Annotated in this window: 23 protein-coding genes; 22 read left to right on the top strand and 1 reads right to left on the bottom strand. The window is 66.6% G+C overall.

All coding sequences use genetic code 11. The features are described 5' to 3' along the window. The first annotated feature begins 295 nt into the window (after window positions 1-295). From NW198_RS04030 to NW198_RS03995, 8 genes are all read left to right on the top strand, one after another. Complete coding sequence (locus NW198_RS04030; protein WP_258340102.1) at window positions 296-1063, top strand: DeoR/GlpR family DNA-binding transcription regulator; 768 nt, start codon at window positions 296-298, stop codon at window positions 1061-1063. A 41-nt stretch (window positions 1064-1104) separates the two neighbouring features. Next, complete coding sequence (locus NW198_RS04025) at window positions 1105-1920, top strand: HAD family hydrolase (RefSeq protein WP_258340100.1); 816 nt, start codon at window positions 1105-1107, stop codon at window positions 1918-1920. Window positions 1921-2105: 185 nt separating this feature from the next. Next, window positions 2106-2828, top strand: coding sequence for a response regulator transcription factor (locus NW198_RS04020; RefSeq protein ID WP_258340099.1), 723 nt, complete (start codon window positions 2106-2108; stop codon window positions 2826-2828). A gap of 46 nt (window positions 2829-2874) precedes the next feature. Then, a complete protein-coding gene (relB, locus tag NW198_RS04015; protein WP_087314758.1) occupies window positions 2875-3102 on the top strand; it encodes a type II toxin-antitoxin system RelB family antitoxin in 228 nt (75 codons plus the stop codon). Further along, the gene (locus NW198_RS04010; RefSeq protein ID WP_258340098.1) at window positions 3099-3386 is read left to right on the top strand and encodes a type II toxin-antitoxin system RelE/ParE family toxin; all 288 of its coding nucleotides are present in this window, start codon (window positions 3099-3101) and stop codon (window positions 3384-3386) included. The genes relB and NW198_RS04010 overlap by 4 nt, the downstream gene beginning before the upstream one ends. A gap of 114 nt (window positions 3387-3500) precedes the next feature. Further along, entirely contained in the window at window positions 3501-4487 is a 987-nt protein-coding gene (locus NW198_RS04005) for an ABC transporter ATP-binding protein (RefSeq protein WP_258340097.1), read from the top strand. 5 nt (window positions 4488-4492) lie between these two features. Continuing rightward, window positions 4493-5266, top strand: coding sequence for a hypothetical protein (locus NW198_RS04000; RefSeq protein ID WP_258340096.1), 774 nt, complete (start codon window positions 4493-4495; stop codon window positions 5264-5266). Beyond that, entirely contained in the window at window positions 5266-6135 is an 870-nt protein-coding gene (locus NW198_RS03995) for a sensor histidine kinase KdpD (RefSeq protein ID WP_258340095.1), read from the top strand. Before NW198_RS04000 ends, NW198_RS03995 begins: the two co-directional genes overlap by 1 nt. A 284-nt stretch (window positions 6136-6419) precedes the next feature. Here the strand turns inward: NW198_RS03995 and NW198_RS03990 are convergent, their stop codons facing one another. Next, a complete protein-coding gene (locus NW198_RS03990; protein WP_258340094.1) occupies window positions 6420-7355 on the bottom strand; it encodes a 1-phosphofructokinase family hexose kinase in 936 nt (311 codons plus the stop codon). 425 nt (window positions 7356-7780) lie between these two features. On the opposite strand from NW198_RS03990, the gene NW198_RS03985 reads away from it, so the two are divergent. The 14 genes from NW198_RS03985 to pheT all read left to right on the top strand — a co-directional run bounded on the left by NW198_RS03985 (window position 7781) and on the right by pheT (window position 23546). Beyond that, window positions 7781-9586 carry a beta-galactosidase gene (locus NW198_RS03985; protein ID WP_258340093.1) on the top strand — a complete coding sequence of 602 codons (1806 nt, stop codon included), beginning with the start codon at window positions 7781-7783 and terminating at the stop codon, window positions 9584-9586. Window position 9587: 1 nt separating this feature from the next. Then, window positions 9588-10052, top strand: coding sequence for a PTS sugar transporter subunit IIB (locus NW198_RS03980; RefSeq protein WP_258340092.1), 465 nt, complete (start codon window positions 9588-9590; stop codon window positions 10050-10052). 102 nt (window positions 10053-10154) lie between these two features. After that, window positions 10155-11042, top strand: coding sequence for a PTS sugar transporter subunit IIC (locus NW198_RS03975; RefSeq protein WP_258340091.1), 888 nt, complete (start codon window positions 10155-10157; stop codon window positions 11040-11042). Continuing rightward, a complete protein-coding gene (locus tag NW198_RS03970) occupies window positions 11023-11862 on the top strand; it encodes a PTS system mannose/fructose/sorbose family transporter subunit IID (RefSeq protein WP_375378027.1) in 840 nt (279 codons plus the stop codon). Before NW198_RS03975 ends, NW198_RS03970 begins: the two co-directional genes overlap by 20 nt. Window positions 11863-12013: 151 nt before the next feature. Then, window positions 12014-12637, top strand: a complete 624-nt coding sequence (locus NW198_RS03965) for a hypothetical protein (protein WP_258340089.1) — start codon at window positions 12014-12016, stop codon at window positions 12635-12637. Between the two features lie 63 nt (window positions 12638-12700). Next, window positions 12701-13126, top strand: coding sequence for a PTS sugar transporter subunit IIA (locus NW198_RS03960; RefSeq protein WP_258340088.1), 426 nt, complete (start codon window positions 12701-12703; stop codon window positions 13124-13126). 55 nt (window positions 13127-13181) lie between these two features. Beyond that, window positions 13182-13907, top strand: a complete 726-nt coding sequence (locus NW198_RS03955) for a GntR family transcriptional regulator (RefSeq protein WP_258340087.1) — start codon at window positions 13182-13184, stop codon at window positions 13905-13907. Between the two features lie 62 nt (window positions 13908-13969). Beyond that, window positions 13970-15136 (top strand): SIS domain-containing protein, encoded by a 1167-nt coding sequence (locus NW198_RS03950; protein WP_087314732.1) that lies wholly within the window; start codon window positions 13970-13972, stop codon window positions 15134-15136. 101 nt (window positions 15137-15237) lie between these two features. Beyond that, on the top strand, window positions 15238-16404 hold the full coding sequence (gene nagA, locus NW198_RS03945) for an N-acetylglucosamine-6-phosphate deacetylase (RefSeq protein WP_258340085.1): 1167 nt from the start codon (window positions 15238-15240) through the stop codon (window positions 16402-16404). A gap of 12 nt (window positions 16405-16416) precedes the next feature. Beyond that, on the top strand, window positions 16417-17130 hold the full coding sequence (locus tag NW198_RS03940; protein ID WP_087314727.1) for an SIS domain-containing protein: 714 nt from the start codon (window positions 16417-16419) through the stop codon (window positions 17128-17130). A gap of 153 nt (window positions 17131-17283) precedes the next feature. Next, a complete protein-coding gene (locus NW198_RS03935) occupies window positions 17284-18072 on the top strand; it encodes a sulfite exporter TauE/SafE family protein (protein ID WP_258340084.1) in 789 nt (262 codons plus the stop codon). Between the two features lie 120 nt (window positions 18073-18192). Next, complete coding sequence (locus NW198_RS03930; RefSeq protein WP_258340083.1) at window positions 18193-19491, top strand: hypothetical protein; 1299 nt, start codon at window positions 18193-18195, stop codon at window positions 19489-19491. 317 nt (window positions 19492-19808) lie between these two features. Next, window positions 19809-20888 carry a phenylalanine--tRNA ligase subunit alpha gene (gene pheS / locus NW198_RS03925; RefSeq protein WP_309147701.1) on the top strand — a complete coding sequence of 360 codons (1080 nt, stop codon included), beginning with the start codon at window positions 19809-19811 and terminating at the stop codon, window positions 20886-20888. 189 nt (window positions 20889-21077) lie between these two features. After that, window positions 21078-23546 carry a phenylalanine--tRNA ligase subunit beta gene (gene pheT, locus NW198_RS03920; protein ID WP_258340082.1) on the top strand — a complete coding sequence of 823 codons (2469 nt, stop codon included), beginning with the start codon at window positions 21078-21080 and terminating at the stop codon, window positions 23544-23546. Window positions 23547-23592: the final 46 nt, after the last annotated feature.

The raw sequence follows: 23592 nt of genomic DNA, 5'->3' as shown, positions 1-23592 counted from the left end.
ACTCCCTTCCTCGGAGCGGCTGATACCGCCATTGTAGGCGGCCCGCGCGCGTGCGAGGCCCGGCGCGTCCGCCGAGCGGCGCGGGGAAGGGAAAGCAAAGGCAGCGCTGGCGTTCTTCTCGCCCTCCGCTGGGCGGCCAAGCTCCGCCGCCGCCCGATGCGCTTTCCAAAACGAAAGCAAAAACAATGTGATAGATTGCCGGTAAGGCAAGAAAAGGAAACACAATTCGCACACAAACGCAGCCGGCGGGCGCGTAGCCGGCGGGCGAGAACAGCGTCGAGAAGGGCGGGCGAGCATGGCAATGTCATCAGAGGAGCGGCGCGCGGCGATTCTCTCCATGCTCGACCGCGCGACGTCCGTGCAGGTCAAGCAGCTCGCGGAGGTCTTTGGCGTGTCCCGCGTGACGGCGCGCGCCGACCTCGACGCCCTCGAGCGCGACGGCAAGCTGCGCCGCACGCACGGCGGCGCCGTCTCGCTCTCCAAGACGCTCACGGTCTCGGTGCAGGACCGGCGCGTGAACGTGAACGTGGAGGCCAAGCAGGCCATCGCGCGGCTGGCGGCTCCCTTCGTGGAGGACGGGGACGCGGTGCTCGTGGACTCGGGCACCACGGCGCTCGAGCTTGTCCGTGCCATCTCGGGACGGACGGGGGTGACCATCGTGACCGACGACTTCACGATCGCCGACTACGTCGACCGCTCCGCGCCCTCCCTCGACGTCATCATGCTCGGAGGCAGCCTGCGCAAGGGGCACCGCTACACCGCGGGCCCGCTCGCCATGCGCACGCTCGAGATGCTCCACCCGGACAAGGCCTTCGTCACGCCAACGTCCTACGTGCCCGGTCGCGGCCTCATGACCAACAACCAGGACATGGCCGAGCTCAAGCGCGCGTACCTGGGCTGCGCCTCTCGGACGTTCGTCCTCATGGACCAGAGCAAGGTCGGCGCTGCCGGCCTCCTGTGGTTTGGGACGCTCGAGCGCGTCGAGGCCGTGATCATGGACGCGGACCCGGAGGGCGTGGTGGGCGCGGACGCGGCCGAGCTGGGCTGCCGCGTCATATACTGAGTGCGCCCCATGCGCGGGGCGCAAGGCGAAGGGAGAAGAACGTGGCCGTGAAGCTCATCCTCACCGACATTGACGGGACCATCCTGCCGCGCGGTCGGCGCCAGGTCTCGGAGCGCACCGTCGCCGCCTTCCACGCGGCGATCGACGCCGGCCTCTGGGTGGGCGCCGCGAGCGGACGCGGCTACTCGTGGATCCCGGACTTCTTTGGCGGGGACGCGGCCTGCTGCTCCACGGCGCTCGCGACCAACGGCATGCAGGTCTACCTGGGCGGCGAGAAGGTCATGGAGCAGTCGCTCGCGTTCGACGCCCTCGAGCAGCTGCGCGCCATCGTCGCCGCCACGCCGGGCGCCGGGCTGGTCTGCTTTGACGACGCGACCCCGCTTCTGGTGGAGGGCGAGCTCGAGGTGCTGGCAGCGCACTTCCCGGCCTATGCCGAGCGCTGCCGCGTGACACGTGAGCTGCCGGACTTTCCCGTGGTGAAGGCCAACGTCTTCACCGGCGCGGGCGAGGCGGCCATGGCCGAGCTCGTCGCACGGCTGGGTGCCGAGGTCGCGGCGTTTGACGTGGACCGGGCCATGCCCACGTACTCCAACATCATGCCGCGCGGCTGGAACAAGGGCACCGCGGTGGCGTGGCTGGCCGAGCGTCTGGGCGTGGGCCTCGACGACGTCGTGGTCTTCGGTGACGCGGACAACGACCTGCCGATGTTCGCCGCCGTGAAGAACTCCGTGGCGGTGGCGGGCGCCGCGCCGGAGGCTGCCGAGGCGGCGCGCTGGCACATCGGTGCCTGCGAGGACGACGCGGTGGCCGCCTCAATCGAGGCGCTCGCGGCGGGAGAGTGGCCGTTTACGCGCTGAGGGGCGCCCGTCCCTGAGGGTATGTACAGTGCGCATACCGGGTATGTACAGTCGACTTTGAGGTTCTTCTCGCAAAGCCGCAGGTCAGAGACGCGGGCGAGAAGTGCTGGCGGGCCGGAAAGTGTACATATCCTGAGCGGGCGGTGCACATACCCTCACGGCGGGGTCGGGGCTATACTGGCTCCATGAATACGCTCGCCAACAGCCCCCACGTCCTCGTGGTCGAGGACGACGCCGCGCTCTCCGAGGTGGTCTGCACCTTTCTCGGGGACGAGGGCTACGCGTGCGTGCCGGCCTTCTCCGGCACGGAGGCCCTGCTTGCGGCAGAGCGCGCCGCCGAGAAGAACCTGCCCTTCGACCTCGTGATCTTGGACCTCATGCTGCCCGGTGTCCCCGGCGAGGAGCTCATCGGGCGCCTTCGCGCTGCCGGCGTTGCCGCTCCCGTAATCGTGACCTCGGCGAAGTCCGCCGTGACGGACCGCGTGGCGCTCCTTCGCCTGGGCGCGAGCGACTACCTCGTCAAGCCCTTCGACCTCGACGAGCTGCTCGCGCGCGTGGAGGTGCAGCTGCGCGGCCGCGGGCGAGAAGAGCGCGCGGGCGTCGTAGCGCGCTTTGGCCGCTGGGAGCTCGACTCCGCCGCCCGCACGTTTGCCGTGGACGGCGCTCCGCTGCGCCTCACGCGCACCGAGTTTGACATCCTCGCCGCCATGATGGCCGAGCCCGGGCGCGTCTTCACCAAGCGCGCCCTCTTTGAGCTGGTTGCGGGCGAGGAGGCCCTCACTGAGGAGCGCACCATCGCCACGCACGTGAGCAACCTGCGCGCCAAGCTTCGCGCGTCCGGCACCGACGCCTACCTCCAGACCGTCTGGGGCATCGGCTTCAAGCTCGAGACGACTTCTAGCCAGTAAGTGGGTATACTATTCGTACTACAGCGTAGTACGAAAGGGGCAGACCATGGCAATGGGGGCGACGGCGATTCGTTTTGCGCCTGAGGAGAAGTCTTGGATTCAGGCATACGCCGACTTCGTGGGGAGCACGTTTTCCGATGTGGTGAGGGAGGCGGCCCTCGAGAAGGTCGAGGAGGCTGCGGACAAGCTTGCCTATGACGAGGCGATTCGTTCAGATGACGGTATCCGCTACAGCATGGAGGAGGTCATGAGGATGGCCGCCGATGCTGAGTGAGCTACGAGGTCGAGTGGACGAGACGAGCTGCCAAGGAGCTGCTTTCCATTGAAAAGAAGCAGCGCTCGATGGTTGTCAGGTGGGTTGAGACAAACCTCGTGGGCTGCGATAACCCCAAGGCCATTCCCGGATCAAAGCAGATCCAGGGAACGGAGTCGGGTTGGCGCTATCGCGTGGGGTCATATCGCATACTTGCCAGCATCCATGAGGACAGGCTGCTTATTGAGGTCGTGCGCGTGGGACATAGACAGGGGGTCTACGGGAACCTTCCGAAGAGCCTGTAGGGTTGGCGCGCTTTCCCGTTGCCACGCGCGCATCTTGTCAAAGTCTTGTAGGTCTCTGGAGCGTTTGCCGACACCTTCCGGGTAGGCTGAAAGCAGCAAGGGAAGGGGGACACCATGAACGCCATCGAGACGAGCAGCCTCTCCAAGTCCTTCTCGCGCGGCCGCGTGCGCGCGGTGTGCGACGTGAGCCTCGCCGTGCCTGCCGGCTCCGTCTTTGGAATCGTGGGCAAGAACGGCGCGGGCAAGTCCACCCTGCTCAAGCTCGTCGCGGGCTTCATGCGACAGGACGCGGGCACCGTGAGCGTCCTTGACAGGCAGCTGCGTCCGTGCGAGTCCGACCCGCGCGTCGGCGTGCTCATAGAGGCGCCCGCGGTCTACGGCCGGCTCGATGCCTTCGAGAACCTTATGAACCGCGCCCTGGTGCTCGGCCTGCCCGACCCACAGAAGGCGTGCCGAGAAGTGCTTGCGGCCGTGGGCCTGGACGAGCGAACGGGCGGCGACGGCAAGCGCCGTGCGCTCTGGCCGCGCGGTTCCTACGTGGATGACCTCTCCGCGGGCCAGCGCCAGCGCCTCGGCGTGGCCCTCGCGCTGCTCGGCTCGCCCGAGGTGCTGCTGCTCGACGAGCCGCTCAACGGCATCGACCCCACGGGGGCTTCCGAGCTGCGCGACCTTCTAATCCGCCTCAACCGCGAGCGCGGCGTGACGATCGTCATCAGCTCGCACATCCTGACGCACCTCGAGCGCATGTGCACGCACTACGGCATCATGCGCGATGGCGCCCTCGTGCGCCAGCTCACCTCCGACGAGCTCGCCGACGCCTGCGCCACCTACCTCACGCTGCGCGTCGACGCCCCGGAGCGCACGGTGGCCGTGCTCGCCGAGGAGCTGCCGGGCCTCACGGTGCGCGTGCTGCCGGACGGCGCCCTGCGCGTGACGGCGCCGGGCGGCGGCGAGCCGGACCGCACGGTGCTGGCTCAGGTGCTCCTGGCCGCGGGCATCGCCGTGACGGAGCTCACGGTCTCCGCGCCGGACGTGGAGGCGGAGCTCGTGCGCATCATCGACGGCCGTGAGACCTCGCGCGCGGCCGGGAAGGGCAGGTGAGCATCATGACCAACCTGAGAAACCAGCTTCGCGCCGCGCTCTACCTCGCCTCGCGCGACGCCTACGTGAAGGGCGCCTTCGCGCTGCCGGCACTGCGGGCCCTTGCGACTCTCCTCACGACCTTGCTCACCCCGCAGAATGCCGACATGCATCTGGTCATATCGTTTGAGTCGTCGCTCCTCTCGCTTGTCAATTCGGGAGCCATCTTTGGCACGTGCTTCGCTGTGACCGGCATCACGGTTCATGACCTGTCGTCGAACGGGCTGCGGGCCTCGATTGCCACAGAGCGAGGAAGGGCCGACTACGTGGCTACGCGGATGATTCTTGTGCTCATGCTCTCGATGGTGCTCACGGCTTGGACGGTTCTACTGGGGCTCATCCTGCTGCTCGCGCCCGGCGCACAGCTCGAGGGGATGCCGCTGGGCGAGCTTGTGTTGCGCGTGCTCGCCAGCATGCTCGTGGGATGGACGTACGCCGCCTTTGGCCTGCTGCTCCTGTGGCTCTCCCGGCGCTCGCGCGGCTTTGGGACGACGCTGCTCATCTCGATCATGCTCGCAGGTGGCCTGCTCAACTTGGCGCTTCTCGTGCCCATGGCGGTGGCGATCCCGTTTTCCCAGGAGCTCGCCTACGACCTGGCCCAGCTGCTGATGCCGCTTCAGCCGGCGGCGCTGCTCAGCATGAACGCGACGCTTGACCTGGGTCCTGTCGTGACGTGCGTCGTCTGCATCGCGGCGTTCTGGGTCATCTCCCACAGGCTCATGTCCCGTGTGAGCCTGTGATGAAGAGGGACAGCCCCTTTTCGTCACGCCGGGCCCGCGACCGCGACCTCGCGCGGCTGGCGGAGCTGCTCGATCGCGCCGCCGTCTCGCCCGCGCCCCGCGCGCGCCTGGAGTCCGCGGACCCCGCCGTCGCCGAGCTCGCCTGCGCGGTCGACTGCCACCTGGACGCAGACCTCGCGCGCGACCTCGAGCGCCGCGCCGCCGACGAGCGCTTCCGCGAGCAGCTCGCGGCGCTCTCCCACGACATCCGCACCCCGCTCGCCGGGGCGCAGGGCTACCTGCAGCTCGCCCAGCGTGCGGAGGATCCCGAGCGCGCAGCCCGCTACCTCGAAGGTGCCGAGAAGCGCCTCGCCGCCATGCGCGTGCTCGTGGACGACCTCTTCACGTACGCCCGTGCCGCGGACCCGTCCTGGGAGCCGGAGCTCGTCGCCTGCGACCTCGCTGATGCCGCGGCGGATGCGCTCGCCGTCCGCTATGGGGTCTTCGCGGTGCGCGGCTGGGAGCCCGACGTGCGGCTCGGCGAGACCGCGCCCGTGCTCGCTGCGCCCGACGGCCTCGCGCGTGTGATCGCCAACCTGCTGGAGAACGCCCTCGTCCACGGCTCGGGCGCGCCGTGCGTGCGCGTCGAGGGCACGACGCTCACGGTCGAGAACCCCGTTGCGCCCGCCGACGCCGCCCGGCTCGACCCCGCGCGCCTCACGGAGCGCTTCTACCAAGGAGACCCCGCGCGCAACTCCGGCGGCACCGGCCTTGGTCTCGCGGTCGCCCGCGCGCTCGCGGAGTCGATGGGCGGGTCGCTCACGGTGGACGTCACGGCCGGCGAGCGCCCGTCCTTCTCGGCCCGCCTTGAACTGCGTCCGGCCCCGTAGCCGCTGCCCATCACTCATCATCCCCGCCGCCATCGAGGGTATGTACGCCACGCATACCGGGTATGTACATCGTCCGAGTTCGGACTATCAGCGTTTCCGCAGGTAGACAAACTGTCGAGAAGAACGCGCGGCTCGGAAAGGTGTACATACCCTCAAGGCGTGGTGTACATACCCTGTTGCAGAAGGCGCCCCGGCCTTCCTCTGGCGCAGTTCCGCAGCCGCGCTCTTTGCGGCGAGGACTGTCTGGGCACAGGGGAGGGCCGGGGCGCCGCCAGGTTCGGAGGCTACGCGACCTTCTCGACGCTCGTGTCGGTGCGCAGCTCGTCGGCCACGGCCATGTCGAAGTGGCCGGTCGAGGGCGTGAGGCAGTTGGCGCTCGCGCAGGCCATCGCAAACGCGAGCTGGTCCTCAACTGCCATGCCGCGCGCCATGGCGACGGCGAAGGCGCCGACCATCGTGTCGCCCGAGCCCACGGGGTTGACCACCTCGATCCGCGGCGCGCGCCCGCGGAAGACGCCCTCGGAGCAGGCCATGACCGATCCGTTGCCGCCCAGCGACACCACGACCTTCTCGATGCCGTAGGTCTCGTGCACCTCGCGCGCTGCGGCGTAGATCTCGTCGATGGACTCCGGCTTGCGGCCCAGGATCGCCTGGATCTCGTCGGTGTTGGGCTTGATCATCGCGGGACGGGCGGCCAGGCTGCCCACGAGCAGCTTGCCCGAGGTGTCCAGGATCGCCGGCTTGCCCGCCGCGCGCACGACCTCCACCAGCTCGCGGTAGATGTCGTCGCTGCAGCCCGCCGGCACGGAGCCGTTGAAGGTCACCACGTCGGCGCGTGCCGCCACCTCGGCGACCTTCGTGCGCACGGCAGACACCTCGTTCGCGCTCACGGCGCGGCCGGGCTCCAGGAACTCCGTCGAGCGGCTGTTTGGCTCGAGCACGTTCACGCAGCAGCGCGTCTCGGCCGCCACGTGCACGAAGTCGTGCTCGATGCCGTCGGCGTCCAGAAGCTCGCAGAGAAGCCGGCCGTTGTTGCCGCCCACAAATCCCGTGGCCACGATCTTCTCGCCGCAGGTCGCGACCGCGCGGGCGGCGTTCAGCCCTTTGCCGCCGGCGTTGTCGATGCAGGTCTGCACGCGCATCACCGTGCCGTCCACGAGCGGGCAAGCAAGCTGGTAGGCCTTGTCGATGGAGGTGTTGAGCGTGACGGTGGAGATCATGGCGGCTCCTTTGCCAGCGGTATGTGACAGATATCCCGGAGGTGTCTGTCCCATCTGACAGATACCCCGGAGGCGTCTGTCCCATCATATCTTTCTGGGCGGGCGTGGCGCACGGCGCCGTCCGGGGGCGAGACGAGTGGTCTGCCGAAATAAGTACCACTGGTATTACTGATACAGTTGTTACTACCAGTTCTTTCTATCAACTAGCTGGTGTTTATTCGAAAAGTGGTGACTAATACCACTTCTGACCTGCGAAAACAGAAAACTCCACTCACGGGACAAAACCGACCGTTCACACGTCTCTTCATAATTTCACGACAAACATGTCGAGAACGTGTATAGTGGCTACCATGCGCGACCAGCGATCGATGACGCGCGAAACGACGCTTTAACGATTAACCAGCGGTCCGGACGTGAGGAGTGAGATGCACACTTTCGAGATCAAGGACCAGTTCCTGCTCGACGGCAAGCCCTTCACGATTCTCTCTGGCTCGATTCACTACTTCCGCGTTCACCCGTCGGGCTGGCGCCACTCCCTCTACAACCTCAAGGCGATGGGCTTCAACACCGTCGAGACCTACGTGCCGTGGAACCTCCACGAGCCGCGTCCCGGCGAGTTCGACTTCGAGGGCATCTGCGACCTGGCCCGCTTCCTCGACGAGGCGACCGAGCTGGGCCTGTGGATCATCGTCCGCCCGTCGCCGTTCATCTGCGCCGAGTGGGAGTGGGGAGGCCTGCCCGCCTGGCTGCTCGCAGACCGCGCCCTGCGTCCGCGCTCGCGCGACCCCAAGTTCCTCGCCCGCGTCGCTGCCTACTATGACGCGCTCATGCCCATTTTGGTCGAGCGTCAGGTTACGCGCGGTGGCAACATCCTCATGATGCAGGTGGAGAACGAGTACGGCTCCTACTGCGAGGACAAGGAGTACCTGCGCGGCATCCGCGACCTCATGCTCGACCGCGGGGTAGACGTCCCCCTGTGCACCTCCGACGGTCCGTGGCGCGGATGCCTGCGCGCAGGCACGCTCATCGACGACGACGTCTTCGTCACCGGCAACTTTGGCTCTCGCGCGGCCGAGAACTTTGCCAACCTCAAGGCCTTCCACGAGGAGCACGGCAAGAGTTGGCCGCTTATGTGCATGGAGTTCTGGGACGGCTGGTTCAACCGCTGGGGCGAGAACGTCATCACGCGCGACGCCCAGGACCTGGCTGACTCCGTGCGCGAGCTTCTGGAGCTCGGCGGGTCCATCAACCTGTACATGTTCCACGGCGGCACCAACTTTGGCTTCATGAACGGCTGCTCCGCCCGCCACACCCACGACCTTCACCAGGTCACCTCCTACGACTACGACGCCCCTCTGAACGAGGAGGGCAACCCCACCGAGAAGTGGTACAAGCTGCGCGACGTCGTGCGCGACCTCTTCCCGGACAACTGGACCGCAGAGCCGCTGATCAAGTCCGCGGTAAACGTCCCGGCCGAGAAGATCGAGCTCAAGGCGCGCACCGGTCTCTTCGAGAACCTCGGCTGCCTCGACCCCGAGCCCGTCCGCTCGCTCTACCCGCAGACGATGGAGGACATGGGCCAGTCCTACGGCTACGTCCTCTACCGCACGCAGATCGAGCGCGACACGACCGAGCCCGAGCGCATCCGCGTGGTGGACGGCCGCGACCGCGCGCAGGTCTACGTCAACGGCGAGCTCGTGGCCACCCAGTACCAGGAGCACATCGGCGAGGACATCCGCTACGCCCTTCCTGCCGAGAAGAACCAGCTTGACGTCCTCGTGGAGAACATGGGCCGCGTGAACTACGGCCACAAGTTCCTGGCGGACACCCAGCGCAAGGGCATCCGCACGGGCGTCTGCGTCGACCTGCACTTCGTCCTCAATTGGGAGGCCTTCCGCCTGCCGCTCGAGGACGTCTCTGGGATTGACTACACCGCCGGCTGGGCCGAGGGGACGCCGTCCTTCTCGCGCTTCGAGTTCACGCTCGACGAGCCGGCAGACACCTATATAGACACTACGGGCTTTGGTAAGGGCGTCGCGTTTGTCAACGGGGTCAACGTGGGCAGGTACTGGGAGATCGGTCCCATCGCCACCCTCTATGTCCCTCACGGCATCACGCGCGCCGGCGTCAACGAGCTCGTGCTGTTTGAGACCGAGGGTCACGTGAGCGACGCCATCTCCCTACGTTCGACGCCCCTCATCAACCATCTCGAGAAAGAAGGAGTTGAGTAGCATGATCGTTGGAGCACGTGTTGACTTCCGCCTCATCCACGGCCAGGTCGGCAACCTCTGGGCCAACGCCCGCCAGGTCAGCCGCTTCATGGTCGTCGATGACCAGGTGGCCGAGGATGCCACCCAGAAGCAGGTCCTGCGCATGGCCACCCCGGCCACCTGCAAGCTCTCCGTCCTGCCCGTCGAGAAGGCCGCGGCCAACATCCTCGCCGGCAAGTATGACGCCCAGCGTCTGTTCATCGTCGTCAAGAAGCCCGAGGTCTACGTCAAGCTCGCCAAGGCCGGCGTGAAGTTCGACGAGATCATCCTCGGCAACATCACCTCGATGAACATCGTCAAGACCTACAACCGCAACATCAACTGCGGCCAGGACGACGTCGACGCCCTGAACGAGCTCGCCGCCATGGGCGTTCCCATGGTCATCCAGCTCACCCCGCAGAACAGCCCGGAGACCTTCAAGCCCTAGGCTCCGGCCCAGCAAGGCGCTACGCGGTGAGGGGAGATGCACCGCAGCGATATAGCGTGAAACGTACGAAACGTTCGAGTTGTTAGAAGGAGGAAAAGAACCATGATTCAGTGGTGGCAGATTCTTCTGCTCACGCTCTACGCGGGCTTCCAGATCATGGACGAGCTGCACTGGTACTCCAGCGCCGGCTCCGCCGTGTTCTCTGGCTTCTTCACGGGCCTCGTGATGGGCGACATGGCAACTGGTCTTTTCATCGGTGGTAGCATGCAGCTCACCATCCTCGGTGTTGGCACTTTCGGCGGCGCTTCCCGCATCGACGCCAACTCCGGCACCCTGATCGCCACGGCCTTCGCCGTGAGCTCCGGCATGGACCCGGAGCAGGCCCTCGCCGCCCTCGGCGTGCCCGTGGCCGCGATCCTCGTCTACACCGACATCCTCGGTCGTATGGCCAACACCTTCTGGGGTCACGCCTGCGACGCTGACGTCGAGAAGATGAACTGGGGCGCCTACAACGTTCACTACTGGATGGGTGCTGTCTCTTGGTGCCTCTCCCGTATGATCCCGGTCTTCCTCGCCCTCGCCTTCGGCCAGGGTCTGGTTGACGCCATCACCGGCGCCCTCAACGGCGACCTCGCCTGGCTCGGCACCGGCCTCACCGTCGCTGGTGGCATGCTGCCGGCCGTCGGCTTCGCCATCCTGCTTCGCTACCTGCCCGTCAAGAAGCACGTTGCCTACCTCATCCTTGGCTTCGTGATCGCTGCCCTCCTCGGCACCGCCTTCTCGAGCATCCAGACCATCGGCGGCGACGTCGCCACGGTCGCTGGTGCTACCGAGACCGCCATCAACGGTGGCAGCTTCAAGGGTCTGTCGATGCTGACCGTTGCTCTCATCGGCTTCGCTCTTGCCTACATCTACTACCAGCAGCACCAGACCGGCGCCGTCGCGGCTGTCTCTGCTGGTGCGGAGGGAGATGACGACGATGAGCTCTAATGTCGGACAGACCACTGGCTACAAGCTCACTAAGGCTGACCTTCGCCAGATCAACATTCGCAACCTCGTTGGCTTCCAGGCTGGCTGGAACTACGAGCGTATGCAGCACTCCGGATACCTGTGGATCATCCTTCCGCAGCTCCGCAAGATCTATGGGGACAACACCGAGGCCCTGAAGACCGCCTGCCGCACCCAGTGCTCGCCGTTCTTCAACACCTCCAACTTCCTCAACACGATCATCACGGGCATCGACCTCGCCATCGAGGAGACCGAGGGCACCGAGGGTCTCGAGACCGTCGCCTCCCTCAAGACCGGCCTGATGGGCCCGCTCGCCTCCATCGGCGACTCCATCTTTGGCTCGCTGCTTCCGACGATCTTCGGCGCCCTGGCCGCCAACATGGCCATGGAGGGCAACCCGCTCGGCATCTTCATCTGGATTGCCTCCTGCGTCGTGGTCGACTGGTTCCGCTGCAAGCAGACCTACATCGCTTACGATCAGGGCATGAAGCTCGTCACCACCATGTCTGACAAGCTCAACGCGATCACCGACGCCGCCACCGTCATGGGCGTCTTCATGGTCGGCGCGCTTGTCTCCACCAACGTGGGCATCGTCCTCACGATCAACCCGAACATCGGTGGCGTTCCGCTGAACGTTCAGGACATCCTGAACAACATCTGCCCCAAGCTCGTTCCCGCCGCGCTCGTCGGCTTCGTGTACTGGCTGCTCGGCCGCAAGGGCATGACCTCCACCAAGGCGATCTTCATCGTCCTGGTCATCGGCATCGTCTTTGGCGCCCTCAACCTCGTCGCGAAGGGCTAAGGCTTCTCCTGGCCCCGCGGTGCCCGGTCCTCCGGGCGCCGCGGGCCTCGAATGCTCGGTTCGAGCGGGCGCGCATCTCACGGCTCGGGACCTCTGGGTTCCCGCCCTATCTCCCGAGATGCGCGCCCGTTCTCTCTAGAAAGGCAATTTCGTGCATCCTGGCGTCATCGCATTCATCATCCTCGTCGTCGCCTACTTCCTGTTCAAGGAGGGCTTCCGTCGCTACTACGAGGCCAAGTACGAGGGCTTCTTCGAGACGGGCCACTACAAGGAGGCCATCGAGTCGCTCGACAGCACCCCCGCGCGCGTGACGCTGACCACCTACCGCCAGTACTACCTGCGCTTCCTGTGCTACCAGGCCATGGACGACGAGGAGATGGCCATCCGCATGATCGAGCTTCTCGTCCGCATGAGAAACTCGGCCAAGCGCCAGGCCCAGACCCTCGCCGTCGCGTTCAACTACTTCACCCAGCTGGGCAACAAGGACCGCTGCAAGGAGCTTCTCGCCCAGCTCAGGGCAAGCAAGGCGGCCGACCAGGCCGTCGTTGCCGACTGCCAGCTCACCTACGACATCGTCTTCTCAAAGAAGTTCGGCTACATCGACCAGATGGAGCAGATGCTCAAGAAGGAGAAGAACCCGGCCCTCCAGGGCAAGCTCTGCTTCCTGCTGTGGAAGCAGTACGCCAACAAGGGCGACAAGACGCACGCGAAGCAGTACAAGCGCCGCTTCGAGGAGCTCACCAAGACGAACACGAACCAGCAGGCGGTCGCATAGGCCGCGTTGCCGTACGTATAAGGAGTTCAAGGGCACCCCGCCCTCGACACGAAGGAGGACACAATGATCGGATTCATCCTTACCGGGCACGGGCACTTCTCGACCGGCCTCAAGAGCGCGCTCGACATGATCGCGGGCCCGCAGGAGGCCTTTGAGATCGTCCCGTTTGTCGAGGAGGAGGCCGGTACCTACGGCGACACCCTCCGTGCTGCGGTCAAGGACCTGCGCGAGAAGACCGACGGCGTCCTCATCTTCTGCGACCTCATGGGCGGCACCCCGTTCAACCAGTCCATGATGATCACCGCCGAGCAGGACAACATCCAGGTGGTCGCCGGCACCAACCTCCCCATGCTGATCGACATCGTGATGGCGCGCACCCCGGACTCCGCGATCGCGGACCTCGTGGCCGAGGCCGTGGAGGTCGGCAAGGAGGGCGTCTGCCACATGGAGCTCTCCGCCGGCGCGGACGATGACGACGAGGACGAGTAGGTAGCGGCGGCCCCGCGGCAGGTGCCGGCGGAACGGGACGCGGAAGGGAGGCGCTGTGGCGCGCGCGAGCAAGCAGCCGCTGTATGACCAGCTGGTTGATATCCTCACCGAGAAGATCGAGCAGGAGTACCGGCCGGGGGACCTCATGCCCTCCGAGCGGGAGCTCTCCGAGCGCTACGGTCTCTCGCGCACCACGGTCCGCCTGGCCCTGCAGGAGCTCGAGCGCCTGGGCATGGTCGTGCGCAAGCACGGGCGCGGGACCTTTGTCGCGGACCAGTCCGCGCAGGTCACCAACCTCATGCAGTCCTACAGCTTCACCGACCAGATGCGCGCGATGGGGCGCGAGCCCCATACCACGATCCTGGAGTTCTCCGAGATCGACGCCGACAAGAACCTCGCGCAGCACATGGGCGTGCGCCTGGGCGACCGCCTCTTCAAGCTCAAGAGGCTGCGCTCGGCGGACGGCATCCCCATGATGGTGGAGCGCAGCTTCCTGCCCGTGCGCAGGTTCCTGACCCTCAAGCGGCCGCTGCTCGACTCCATGCCGCTCTACGAGATCATCGAGAACGTCTATCACGAGAAGATCCGCGTGGCCGAGGAGGAGTTCTTTGCGAGCGTGGCGCGTCCCGCCGAGGCGCACCTGCTCGACATCCCCGAGAACGCCCCCGTGCTCGAGCTCGCCCGCACCACCTACAACATCGCCAACGAGATCATCGAGTACACGTTGTCTGTCGCGCGCGCGGACCAGTTCAAGTACAAGGTCCTGCACCAGCGCATGTAATGATACGAAGGGACAGTCCCTTCGTATCATCCCTTCGTATCATCAACAGAAAGGAACCGCCAATGTTTGAGAAGAGCGTGAAGGAGCTTAAGGCCCTGGGCGCCGACATCACCACGGCAGAGATCGCCCAGCAGCCCGAGCTCTGGGTCGACACCCTCAAGATCTACGAGGACAACCTCGACGCCATCGAGGCGTTTCTCGCCAGCGCCCGCGCCATGGGCGAGGGGCGTCTCTCCGTCGTCTTCACCGGCGCCGGCACCTCCGACTACGTGGGCGACACCGTGGGCCCGTACCTGCGTCACGCCGGCGACGTCTCGCTCTATGACTTCAAGCCCGTCGCCACGACCGACATCGTCTCCGCGCCGCGCGACTTCCTGAACCCGGACGAGCCCACGCTGCTCGTCTCCTTCGCGCGCTCCGGCAACAGCCCCGAGTCCCTCGCCGCCGTGCAGGTGGCCAAGAAGTTCGTGAGAAACGTCAAGTTCCTCAACATCACCTGCGCCCCGGAGGGCAAGCTCGCCGTCGAGTCTGCGGACGACCCCGACGCCCTGACGCTGCTCATCCCGCGCGCCAACGACAAGGGCTTTGCCATGACCGGCTCCTACAGCTGCATGACGCTGCTCACCACGCTCGTCTTTGACGCGGCCTCCCTCGAGCAGAAGCGCGCCTGGGTCGAGCAGGCCGCCAAGATGGGCGAGGCCGTCGTCGCGCGCGAGGGCGAGGTCGCGGCCTTCCTCGCCGGCGACTTCAACCGCGTGACCTACCTGGGCTCCGGCTCCTTCGTGGGCCTCGCCCAGGAGAGCCAGCTCAAGATCCTCGAGCTTGCCCACGGCCTCGTGGCCACCTCCTGGGACAGCTCGATGGGCTACCGTCACGGGCCCAAGTCCTTCGTGGACGACAAGACCCTCGTCTTTGTCTTCATGAACAACGACGCCTACACCCGCCAGTATGACCTCGACATCCTGAACGAGATCAACGGCGACCAGATCGCGCAGAAGACCATCGCCGTCCAGCAGGACGTGGCGCCGGCCTTCGAGGGCGAGTCGTTCACCTTCGACGGCTACGACGCGCTGCCCGAGGCCTACCTCGCGCTGCCGTTCGTGATGGTCGCGCAGACGGTCTCGCTGCTCAACTCCGTGCGCGTGGGCAACACCCCCGACACGCCGAGCCCCACCGGCACCGTCAACCGCGTCGTCAAGGGCGTCACGATCCACGAGTTCGAGGCGTAAGGTCGCACAGGCTCTCCGAGCTCGTCATAGGCACATTCGGCGCCCGCCTGCATGACCCTGCGGGCGGGCGTCTCCGCAAACAATTGTCGTAAGGAGCAGACATGGACACCTTTGCCATCAAGGCCGACCGCTTCGTGCTTCCGGGAACCACGATGCGGGGCGGCTACCTCACCGTGACCGACGGGAAGTTCGGTATGTGGTCCGCCGACGCCCCCGACTGCGAGATTCGTGACTTCACGGGCTGCATCGTGGGCCCGGGCCTCGTGGACACGCACATCCACGGCTTCTATAACCACGCCACCACCGACCGCGAGGCCGCCGGAATCAACGCCTCGAGCGTCGAGCTCGCCCGTCGCGGCACCACCTGCTGGCTGCCCACGACCTTCACCGAGTCCGTCGACCAGATCGCCGACTCCTGCGCCGCCATCGCCGAGGCCGACGAGTCCCGTGGCGAGGACTTCGTGGGCGCGCGCATCGGCGGCATCTACCTCGAGGGCCCCTTCTTCACGATGAAGCACGTGGGCGCCCAGAACCCGGTCTACCTCATCGACCCGAGCGTCGAGACCTTTGACCTGTGGCAGGAGAAGGCCGGCGGCCGCATCGTGAAGAGCGCGCTTGCCGCCGAGAAGGACGGCGCGTGCGAGTACTGCGCCGCCCTCGACGAGCGCGACGTCGTTACCTCCATCGGCCACTCCGACGCCACCTACGACGAGGCCCTCGCCGCTGTCAACGCCGGCGCAAGCTGCTTCGTGCACACCTACAACGGCCAGCGCGGCCTGCATCACCGCGACCCGGGCGTCGTGGGCGCCGCGATGACCACCAACGGCACCTATGCCGAGATCATCTGCGACGGCCGTCACGTCGTCCCCGGCGCCGTCAAGGCGCTCGTCGACGCCAAGGGCTGGGACCACACGGTCCTGATCACCGATTGCCTGGGCTGTGGCGGCATGCCCGAGGGCGAGTATATGTCCGGCGGCCTGCCCGTGGTCATGAAGGGCGGCCTGTGCTACCTCCTCAACGAGGACGGGACCACGGGCTCGATCGCGGGCTCGGTGCTCACGCTCGCCGAGGGCGTCAAGAACATGGTGGATTGGCAGATCGTGACCGCCGAGCAGGCCATCCGCATGGCCTCCGAGGTTGCCGCCCGTTCCGCTCACATTGAGGAGCGCTTTGGCTTCATCAAGCCCGGCCGTGACGCCGACCTCACGATCTTCAACGCCGACATGACCCTCGCCGCCACCTTTGTGGACGGCGTCGAGGTCAAGTAGGGGAGGGTGACGATGGGCGATTCCGCGGCGCGCTTCAAAGCCGAGGTCCTGCGGCGTCTTGACACCGTCCTCGACGGTCAGGAGGAGGCCCTGCACCAGGCCGCGACCATCTTTGCCAACACCATCGAGCGCGGCGGCATCATCCGCGCCTTCGGCTCCGGACACAGCCACGCCAACGCGCTCGAGATCTGCGGGCGCGCGGGCGGCTACATCCAGACCAAGGTGGTCCGCGAGCCTGCCTGGGGCATCTACGAGATGATCGACGGCGTGGGCGACCAGTTCTGGCTCAAGCTCGACCTGCGTCCCGAGGACTGCCTCGTGGTGATCTCCAACTCCGGTCGCAACCCGCTGCCCATCGAGCTCGCCCAGCACGCGCAGGAGGCGGGCGTGCCCGTCATCGCCGTGACGGCGCTCGAGGTCTCGCGTGCGGGCACCTCGCGCGCCAAGTCCGGCAAGCTCCTCTATCAGTGCGCCGACGTGGTCCTGGACAACAAGTCCTCCTTCGGCGACGCGGCGCTTTCGATCGAGGGCATCCCCACCAAGGTGGGCGGCACCTCGCTCTATACGGGCTGCCTGCTGCTGGACTGCGCCGTCATGGAGTCGCTCGACATCCTGCTCGAGCGCGGCGTGCAGCCGCCGCTCTTTATGAGCGCCAACGTGGACGGCGGCCCGGAGTTCAACCAGCGCCTGCTCGACCAGTTCAAGGAGCGCCTGGCTGAGTACTAGGCGGCGATCGCGCGTTCTTGTCGCTCGCGGGCCCCGGTTGCTATCCTCTAGGGAGGACGACAACCGGGGCCGTCCGCCGCTACAGGCCGTCCGGGCAGCCGTCACTGCCCCCGCGCAGGGCCAGTGACCCATGAGGAAGAAAGGTCGTCAACCATGCAAGTGCTCGTTCTTCTCGTCAGCTTCTTTGCCTGCACGGTGGGCGCCATCTGCGGCATCGGCGGCGGCATCATCATCAAGCCGGTGCTCGACGCCACGGGCGTGGCGGACGTGGCCACGATCAACTTCCTCTCGGGCTGCACGGTCCTCTCGATGACGCTCTACTCCGTCCTCAAGGCCAAGCTCTCGGGCACCTCCACGATCGACCCCAAGACCGACACCCCGCTTGCGATCGGCGCCGCGGTGGGCGGCCTTGCCGGCAAGGAGCTCTTCTCCATCGTGGCAGGGCTCTTCCCCAACCCCAACACCGCCGGCGCGGTCCAGGCGGGGCTCCTTCTGCTCATCACGCTGGGGACGCTCGTCTATACCATCTACAAGGAGAAGATCCCCACCCTTAACGTTACGTCCGCCGCGGCGTGCCTGGCTATCGGCTTTGCGCTGGGCGTGTGCTCGTCGTTCCTCGGCATCGGCGGCGGCCCGATCAACCTCGTGGTGCTCTTCTACTTCTTCACCATGGCCACCAAGCGTGCGGCCTCGAGTTCGCTCTACATCATCTTGTTCTCGCAGGCCACGAGTACTGCGAGCTCCATCGTCACCGGGGGCTACGTGGGCGTGGACCTGCTGCTGCTCGCCGCGATGGTGGTCTGCGGCATCCTGGGCGGCATCGTGGGCCGCAAGGTCAACGCCAAGATCGACGACAAGACCGTGGACAAGCTCTTCATGGGTCTCATGGTGCTGATCATCCTCATCAACGCGTATAACATCTGGAAGTTCGCGCTGGCGTAGCGGCACGGGCGAGAAGGACCGCCCTTCCGCCTGCCTAACGCTTTCGTCACGTTGGCTCGTCTCGTCCGGCGACGCCCGCTGCCCGGGTATCATCGCTATAAGGCCCGGACGGAGGTGACCATGCGGCCACGCGTCGACAGACCCAGATCAAGAGGGCGCAGGAGGCGCAGCCTGCTGCTGGTGCTGCTCGTGACCGTTGCCCTGCTTGACAGCGCCACGCTTGCGGGCGCCGCCGTGCTGCACGCGCGCCGGCTCGAGCGCGTCACGGGCGTCAACGCCGTCACGGCGCCTGCCGTCGAGGCCCAGCGCCGCACGGGAGCCTTCACGACGCGGATCGAGTACGCCGCGCTCTTCTCGGCCGAGGGGCACCGCGTGAGCTCCGAGGTTGCCTGGGACGATGACTGGTTCTTCCAGGACGCCACCGCCTACAATCCCGAGCTCGCGCACACCTGTGCCGTGCTCTCGGCCGTCGCCAACGCCGAGAGCTCCTACTATCAGCAGGGTTCGACCGCGCCCGCCTACGCCGAGCAAGCCTTTGCGGAGCTGGGCTTCGACGAGGTGTGCACGGCCTCCTACCGCTACCGCAGCGAGGTGCTCGACGAGGTGCTGGGCATGCTCGACGGCACGGACGTGGTGGCCTACACCCTGGCGACCAAGCGCGTCCGCTCGTCCGAGACGGGCGCCGAGAAGCAGCTCTGCATGGTCGTGGTGCGTGGCTCCTACGGATCCGAGTGGCTCTCCAACATCAAGATCGAGAGCGCCGAGGGCGACCCCGACCACCTGGGGTTCACGCTCGCCGCAGAGGAGATCGTGGCGGACCTCGAGGAGCGCGCGGCCAAGAGCGACCCGGGCGTCGAGCGCACCTATCTCTTCTGCGGTCACAGCCGGGGCGGCGCGGTGGCCAACCTGCTCGCGAGCTACGCTGACACGGTGGGCGCTCTCGCCACGGCAAAAGACGTTCGAGCCTATACCTTTGCGACGCCCAACTGCACCTCGTCGGATGACGCGCGCGAGGCGGCCTACGACAACATCTTCAACGTGCTCAATCCGTCAGACCTTGTGCCGGAGCTGCCGCTGGCAAGCTGGGGCTACGAGCGCTACGGTCGCGACGTGTGGCTGCCCGGCGAGGGCGACGCGTCCTTCTCGGAGCTCGAGGGGGCGATGGGGCAGTCCTACCTCGCGTCCATGGGGACCGAGAGCCCCGCGGAGGCGGGCGACCGCGCGGTGGTGGAGCGCTTCGCGGAGAGCATCGGCGAGCGCGCGGAGAGCTTCGACGAGCTCGTCTCGCCCGCGGGACTCGTCGAGCTGGCCGGGGCGGTCGTCCAGATCGACGTCGTCCACCTGCTCGCGAACCACTATCCCAACACCTACATCGCCTGGCTCGACGCGCTGCGCGCAGAGATGTGTGCTACCATGTGACGCTAGGCGATGACGGAGAGGTCTGGGCGTCGCGTTGCCAGCGGACAAGAGATGGGGGTCACCGGCTGAGAGCCCCCTCCAAGGCAGAGGCCCGGAGTTCACTCCACCAGCCGCGACCTGAACATGACGAGAGGGGACGGCCCCTTCTCATCGTCAGTAGGGAAGCCGGGAGCCCCACGGCACGGGGCGCAAACGAGAGGGCGCTCGGGAGAGAAAACCCGCGCGCCAACCGAGGTGGTACCGCGGATCATTCCGTCCTTGGGCAGCAGCACGGCTGCCGTAAGGGCGGTTTTTTAGTAGAGAAGGGACGAGAAGCTATGTCGATGTCCGACGACCTCAAGGCGATTGAGGCACAGGTGGCGGAGGGCCTCGCCGCCGCCGAGAGCATGGAGGCCCTCGAGGCCCTGCGCGTGAGCGTGCTGGGCAAGAAGGGCTCCCTCACGCAGATCATGCGCTCGATGGGCAAGGTCGCCCCGGAGGAGCGCCCCGCGATGGGCCAGCTCGCCAACACCGTGCGCGGCAACGTCGAGGCCGCGCTCAAGGCCCGAAGGGAGGAGCTCGGCCGCGAGCTCATGGAGCGCAAGATGGCGGCTGATGCCTGTGACGTCACGCTGCCGGGCCGTCGCCTCTCCCACGGCACCCAGCACCTCATCTCCCAGATCCGCGAGGAGGTCGAGGACATCTTCTGCGGTCTGGGCTACACCGTCGAGGACGGCCCCTACGTGGAGAGCACCTGGTATAACTTCACCGCGCTCAACGCCCCCGAGGACCACCCCAGCCGTTCGGCCAAGGACACCTTCTACGTGGTGGACAATGCGCCGGGCACCATGCTGCACGCCGAGGAGACCAACGTCCAGGGCGAGTCGGACGTGCTCCTGCGCACCCAGACCTCCGGCGTCCAGGTGCACGTGATGGAGCGTCAGAAGCCGCCCATCTACATGATCTGCCCGGGCACGGTCTTCCGCCCCGACACGGCCGACGCCAACCACCTGCCGCAGTTCACCCAGATCGAGGGTCTCGTCGTCGATGAGGGCATCACCTTCGGCGACTTCAAGGGCACCATGGACTACTTCCTGCGTCAGGTCTTTGGCGAGGACCGCGCTACGCGCTATCGCCCGCACTTCTTCCCCTTCACCGAGCCCTCCTGCGAGGTCGACGTCTCCTGCGGCGTCTGCGGCGGCAGGGGCTGCCGCTTCTGCAAGGGCACCGGCTGGCTCGAGATCCTGGGCGCCGGCATGGTCGACCCCAACGTCCTCGAGTACTGCGGCATCGACTCCGAGAAGTACACCGGATTTGCCTTTGGCATGGGCGTCGAGCGCATCGCATGCCTGCGCTACGACCTGCCCGACCTGCGCATGCTCATGACCGGCGACATGCGCTTCCTCTCGCAGTTCTGAGGCTTCCCCTGGCGCCCGATCTTGGCGCTCAAGCCTTCGGCCGCCGCACGTCAGGCGTGCGGCCTCGGCTTTCGCGCCAATCTCGGGCACCAGTGAAACCCTCAGGCCGGACTTGGGAGGTTATTCCAATCCGGAACCCAAGGTACTTCTCGGTAGATTTGTACTGATCGCGCGAAAAGGAGAAGAGAAATGCGCGTCTCATATGAGTGGCTCAAGAGCATGGTCGACGTGCCGGCGGACCCCGCCGAGCTCGTGGCCGAGTTCACCCGCACCGGCACCGAGGTCGAGGCCGTGGAGAAGGTCGGCGCCAACCTCGATCACGTGGTCACGGCCCAGGTCGTGAGCAAGAAGCCCCACCCCGACTCCGATCACATGTGGCTCTGCCAGGTCTCGGTGGGCGACAAGAACGTGGACGAGAACGGCAACCCCGTCCCGCTGCAGATCGTCTGCGGCGCCCAGAACTTCAACGAGGGCGACCACATCGTGTGCGCCATGATCGGCGCGGTGCTGCCCGGTGACTTCAAGATCAAGAAGAGCAAGCTGCGCGGCGTCGAGTCCTGCGGCATGAACTGCTCGGCCCGCGAGCTCGGTCTGGGCGACGACCATGAGGGCATCATGATCCTTCCCGAGGACGCGCCGGTGGGCATGGACTTCACCGACTACCTCGGCATGTCCGATACCGTGATCGACTGCGAGATCACGCCCAACCGCCCCGACTGCCTCTCCATGACCGGCATGGCCGTCGAGGTCGCCGCGATGCTCGACGAGGACACCCACATCGAGCTGCCCGCCGTCAAGGCCGAGCAGGGTCCGGACGCCGCCGAGCTCGTCGACGTGACGATTGACGACCCCGAACTCTGCCCGCGCTACACCGCGCGCGTGGTCCGCAACGTCAAGATTGGCCCCTCGCCGGAGTGGCTCGCGCAGCGCGTCGCCGCCGCGGGCGGACGCTCGATCAACAACGTCGTGGACGTGACCAACTACGTGATGTACCTCACCGGCCAGCCGCTTCACGCCTTTGACCTGGGGACGCTTACCGAGCGTGACGGCCGCCGCCACATCGTCGTGCGCGCCGCGCGCGACGGCGAGAAGCTCGTGACGCTTGACGGCCAGGAGCGCGCCCTCACGCCCGACATGTGCCTGATCACCGACGACGGCGTGACCCCGATCGCCCTCGCCGGCGTCATGGGCGGCCTCGACTCCGAGATCACCGAGGCCACCACCGACGTCCTTCTCGAGAGCGCGAACTTCTCGGCCGGGCACACCTCTCGCACCTCCCGCAACCTCGACCTCATGAGCGAGGCCTCCATCCGCTACGAGCGCAAGGTCGATGGCTCCAACTGCGCCAACGTCGCCCAGATCGCGGCGGCCCTCTTCGAGGAGTGCTGCGGCGCCGAGGTCTGCCCCGGCATCGTCGACGTCTATCCGGGCGAGGCCGACGACGCCCCCGCCCAGATCACGCTGCGCCCGAGCCGTGCGCGCCTGATCGGCGGGGCGGACATCCCCGAGGACTTCATGGTCTCCCGCCTGCGTCGCCTGGGCTGCGCGGTGGAGGCGTCCGGCGATGACGCGCTCGCCGTGACCGCGCCCACCAACCGTCCCGACCTCACCCGTGAGGTCGACCTCATCGAGGAGGTCGTGCGCCTCTGGGGCGAGGGCGACATCGAGCCCACCATCCCCTCCGCCAGAAACCACGCCGGCGGCCTCACCCCCGAGCAGCGTCGCGTCCGCAAGATCGGCCAGGTCCTGCGCGCCTGTGGCCTCTCCGAGACCTCCACGTACTGCTTCGCCGCACCTGACGACCTCTCTCGCCTGGGCATCCCCGAGACCGGCCGCGGCGTGCCCGTGAAGATCATCCGCCCCCTCGTGGCCGAGCAGTCCGAGATGCGCCGCGACATGCTTCCGGGCCTGCTGCGCTCGGTGGCCTACAACCTCGATCACGGCGTCTCCAACGTGGCGCTCTACGAGATCGGCCGCGTCTTCTTTGGCCACGAGCACAAGAGCCTGCCGGACGAGCCGAGCTACGTCTGCGGCGTGATGGCGGGCAAGCGTGCCGACGACGCCTGGAACCAGCGCTTCGCCGACTATGACTTCTTCGACGCCAAGGGCGTGGTCGAGGAGCTCCTCGACGCCCTGCGCGTGAGCAAGGTGCGCTTCAAGGTCGCCGACGCCGAGAAGTACCCCTGGCTGCAGCCCGGCCGCGCCGCCGAGGTCGTGGCCGGTGGCGGACAGATCGTGGGCTGGGTCGGCAACGTCCACCCGCGCGGTCTTGCGGCCATGGGCATCGAGATGCCGGTCGTTGCCTTCGAGCTTTCCCAGGAGGCGCTGCTTCGCCTCGCCGTGGACCAGCGCCCCTACCAGGACATCCCCACGCTTCCCGGCGTGGACGTGGACCTGGCCATCGTGGTCGACGAGTCCGTGACCTGCGAGACCCTCATGCAGCGCATCACCTCCGCCGGAGGCAAGCTCCTCTCCGACGTGCGCCTCTTTGACGTCTATCGTGACGAGAAGCGCGTGGGCCCGGGCAAGAAGTCCATGGCCTTCTCGCTCACGTATCGCGCGGCCGACCGCACCCTCACCTCCGAGGAGGTCGAGAAGGCCCACGAGAAGCTCGTGACCAAGGTCTGCAAGTCCACCGGCGGCGAGGTCCGTTCCTAGCCTTTGCCGGAGCTTTGGGCCATGGAGCCAAGTCGCGGCCGGGCGC

It is taken from the genome of Thermophilibacter sp. ET337, assembly GCF_024733715.1.
Lineage (GTDB): Bacteria > Actinomycetota > Coriobacteriia > Coriobacteriales > Atopobiaceae > Thermophilibacter.
This window is presented reverse-complemented; position numbering and strand designations above follow the sequence as displayed.

Excerpts from the sequence above, each read along its gene's own strand:
- NW198_RS03940 (WP_087314727.1), top strand. The coding sequence starts at position 16,417 with ATGGGCGATTCCGCGGCGCGCTTCAAAGCCGAGGTCCTGCGGCGTCTT.
- NW198_RS03980 (WP_258340092.1), top strand. The coding sequence starts at position 9,588 with ATGATCGTTGGAGCACGTGTTGACTTCCGCCTCATCCACGGCCAGGTC.
- NW198_RS03975 (WP_258340091.1), top strand. The coding sequence starts at position 10,155 with ATGATTCAGTGGTGGCAGATTCTTCTGCTCACGCTCTACGCGGGCTTC.
- NW198_RS03990 (WP_258340094.1), bottom strand. The coding sequence starts at position 7,355 with ATGATCTCCACCGTCACGCTCAACACCTCCATCGACAAGGCCTACCAG.
- relB (WP_087314758.1), top strand. The coding sequence starts at position 2,875 with ATGGCAATGGGGGCGACGGCGATTCGTTTTGCGCCTGAGGAGAAGTCT.
- NW198_RS03970 (WP_375378027.1), top strand. The coding sequence starts at position 11,023 with ATGACGACGATGAGCTCTAATGTCGGACAGACCACTGGCTACAAGCTC.
- NW198_RS03935 (WP_258340084.1), top strand. The coding sequence starts at position 17,284 with ATGCAAGTGCTCGTTCTTCTCGTCAGCTTCTTTGCCTGCACGGTGGGC.
- NW198_RS03950 (WP_087314732.1), top strand. The coding sequence starts at position 13,970 with ATGTTTGAGAAGAGCGTGAAGGAGCTTAAGGCCCTGGGCGCCGACATC.
- pheT (WP_258340082.1), top strand. The coding sequence starts at position 21,078 with ATGCGCGTCTCATATGAGTGGCTCAAGAGCATGGTCGACGTGCCGGCG.
- NW198_RS04005 (WP_258340097.1), top strand. The coding sequence starts at position 3,501 with ATGAACGCCATCGAGACGAGCAGCCTCTCCAAGTCCTTCTCGCGCGGC.
- NW198_RS03960 (WP_258340088.1), top strand. The coding sequence starts at position 12,701 with ATGATCGGATTCATCCTTACCGGGCACGGGCACTTCTCGACCGGCCTC.
- pheS (WP_309147701.1), top strand. The coding sequence starts at position 19,809 with ATGTCGATGTCCGACGACCTCAAGGCGATTGAGGCACAGGTGGCGGAG.
- NW198_RS03930 (WP_258340083.1), top strand. The coding sequence starts at position 18,193 with ATGCGGCCACGCGTCGACAGACCCAGATCAAGAGGGCGCAGGAGGCGC.
- NW198_RS03995 (WP_258340095.1), top strand. The coding sequence starts at position 5,266 with ATGAAGAGGGACAGCCCCTTTTCGTCACGCCGGGCCCGCGACCGCGAC.
- NW198_RS03985 (WP_258340093.1), top strand. The coding sequence starts at position 7,781 with ATGCACACTTTCGAGATCAAGGACCAGTTCCTGCTCGACGGCAAGCCC.
- NW198_RS04030 (WP_258340102.1), top strand. The coding sequence starts at position 296 with ATGGCAATGTCATCAGAGGAGCGGCGCGCGGCGATTCTCTCCATGCTC.
- nagA (WP_258340085.1), top strand. The coding sequence starts at position 15,238 with ATGGACACCTTTGCCATCAAGGCCGACCGCTTCGTGCTTCCGGGAACC.
- NW198_RS04000 (WP_258340096.1), top strand. The coding sequence starts at position 4,493 with ATGACCAACCTGAGAAACCAGCTTCGCGCCGCGCTCTACCTCGCCTCG.
- NW198_RS04020 (WP_258340099.1), top strand. The coding sequence starts at position 2,106 with ATGAATACGCTCGCCAACAGCCCCCACGTCCTCGTGGTCGAGGACGAC.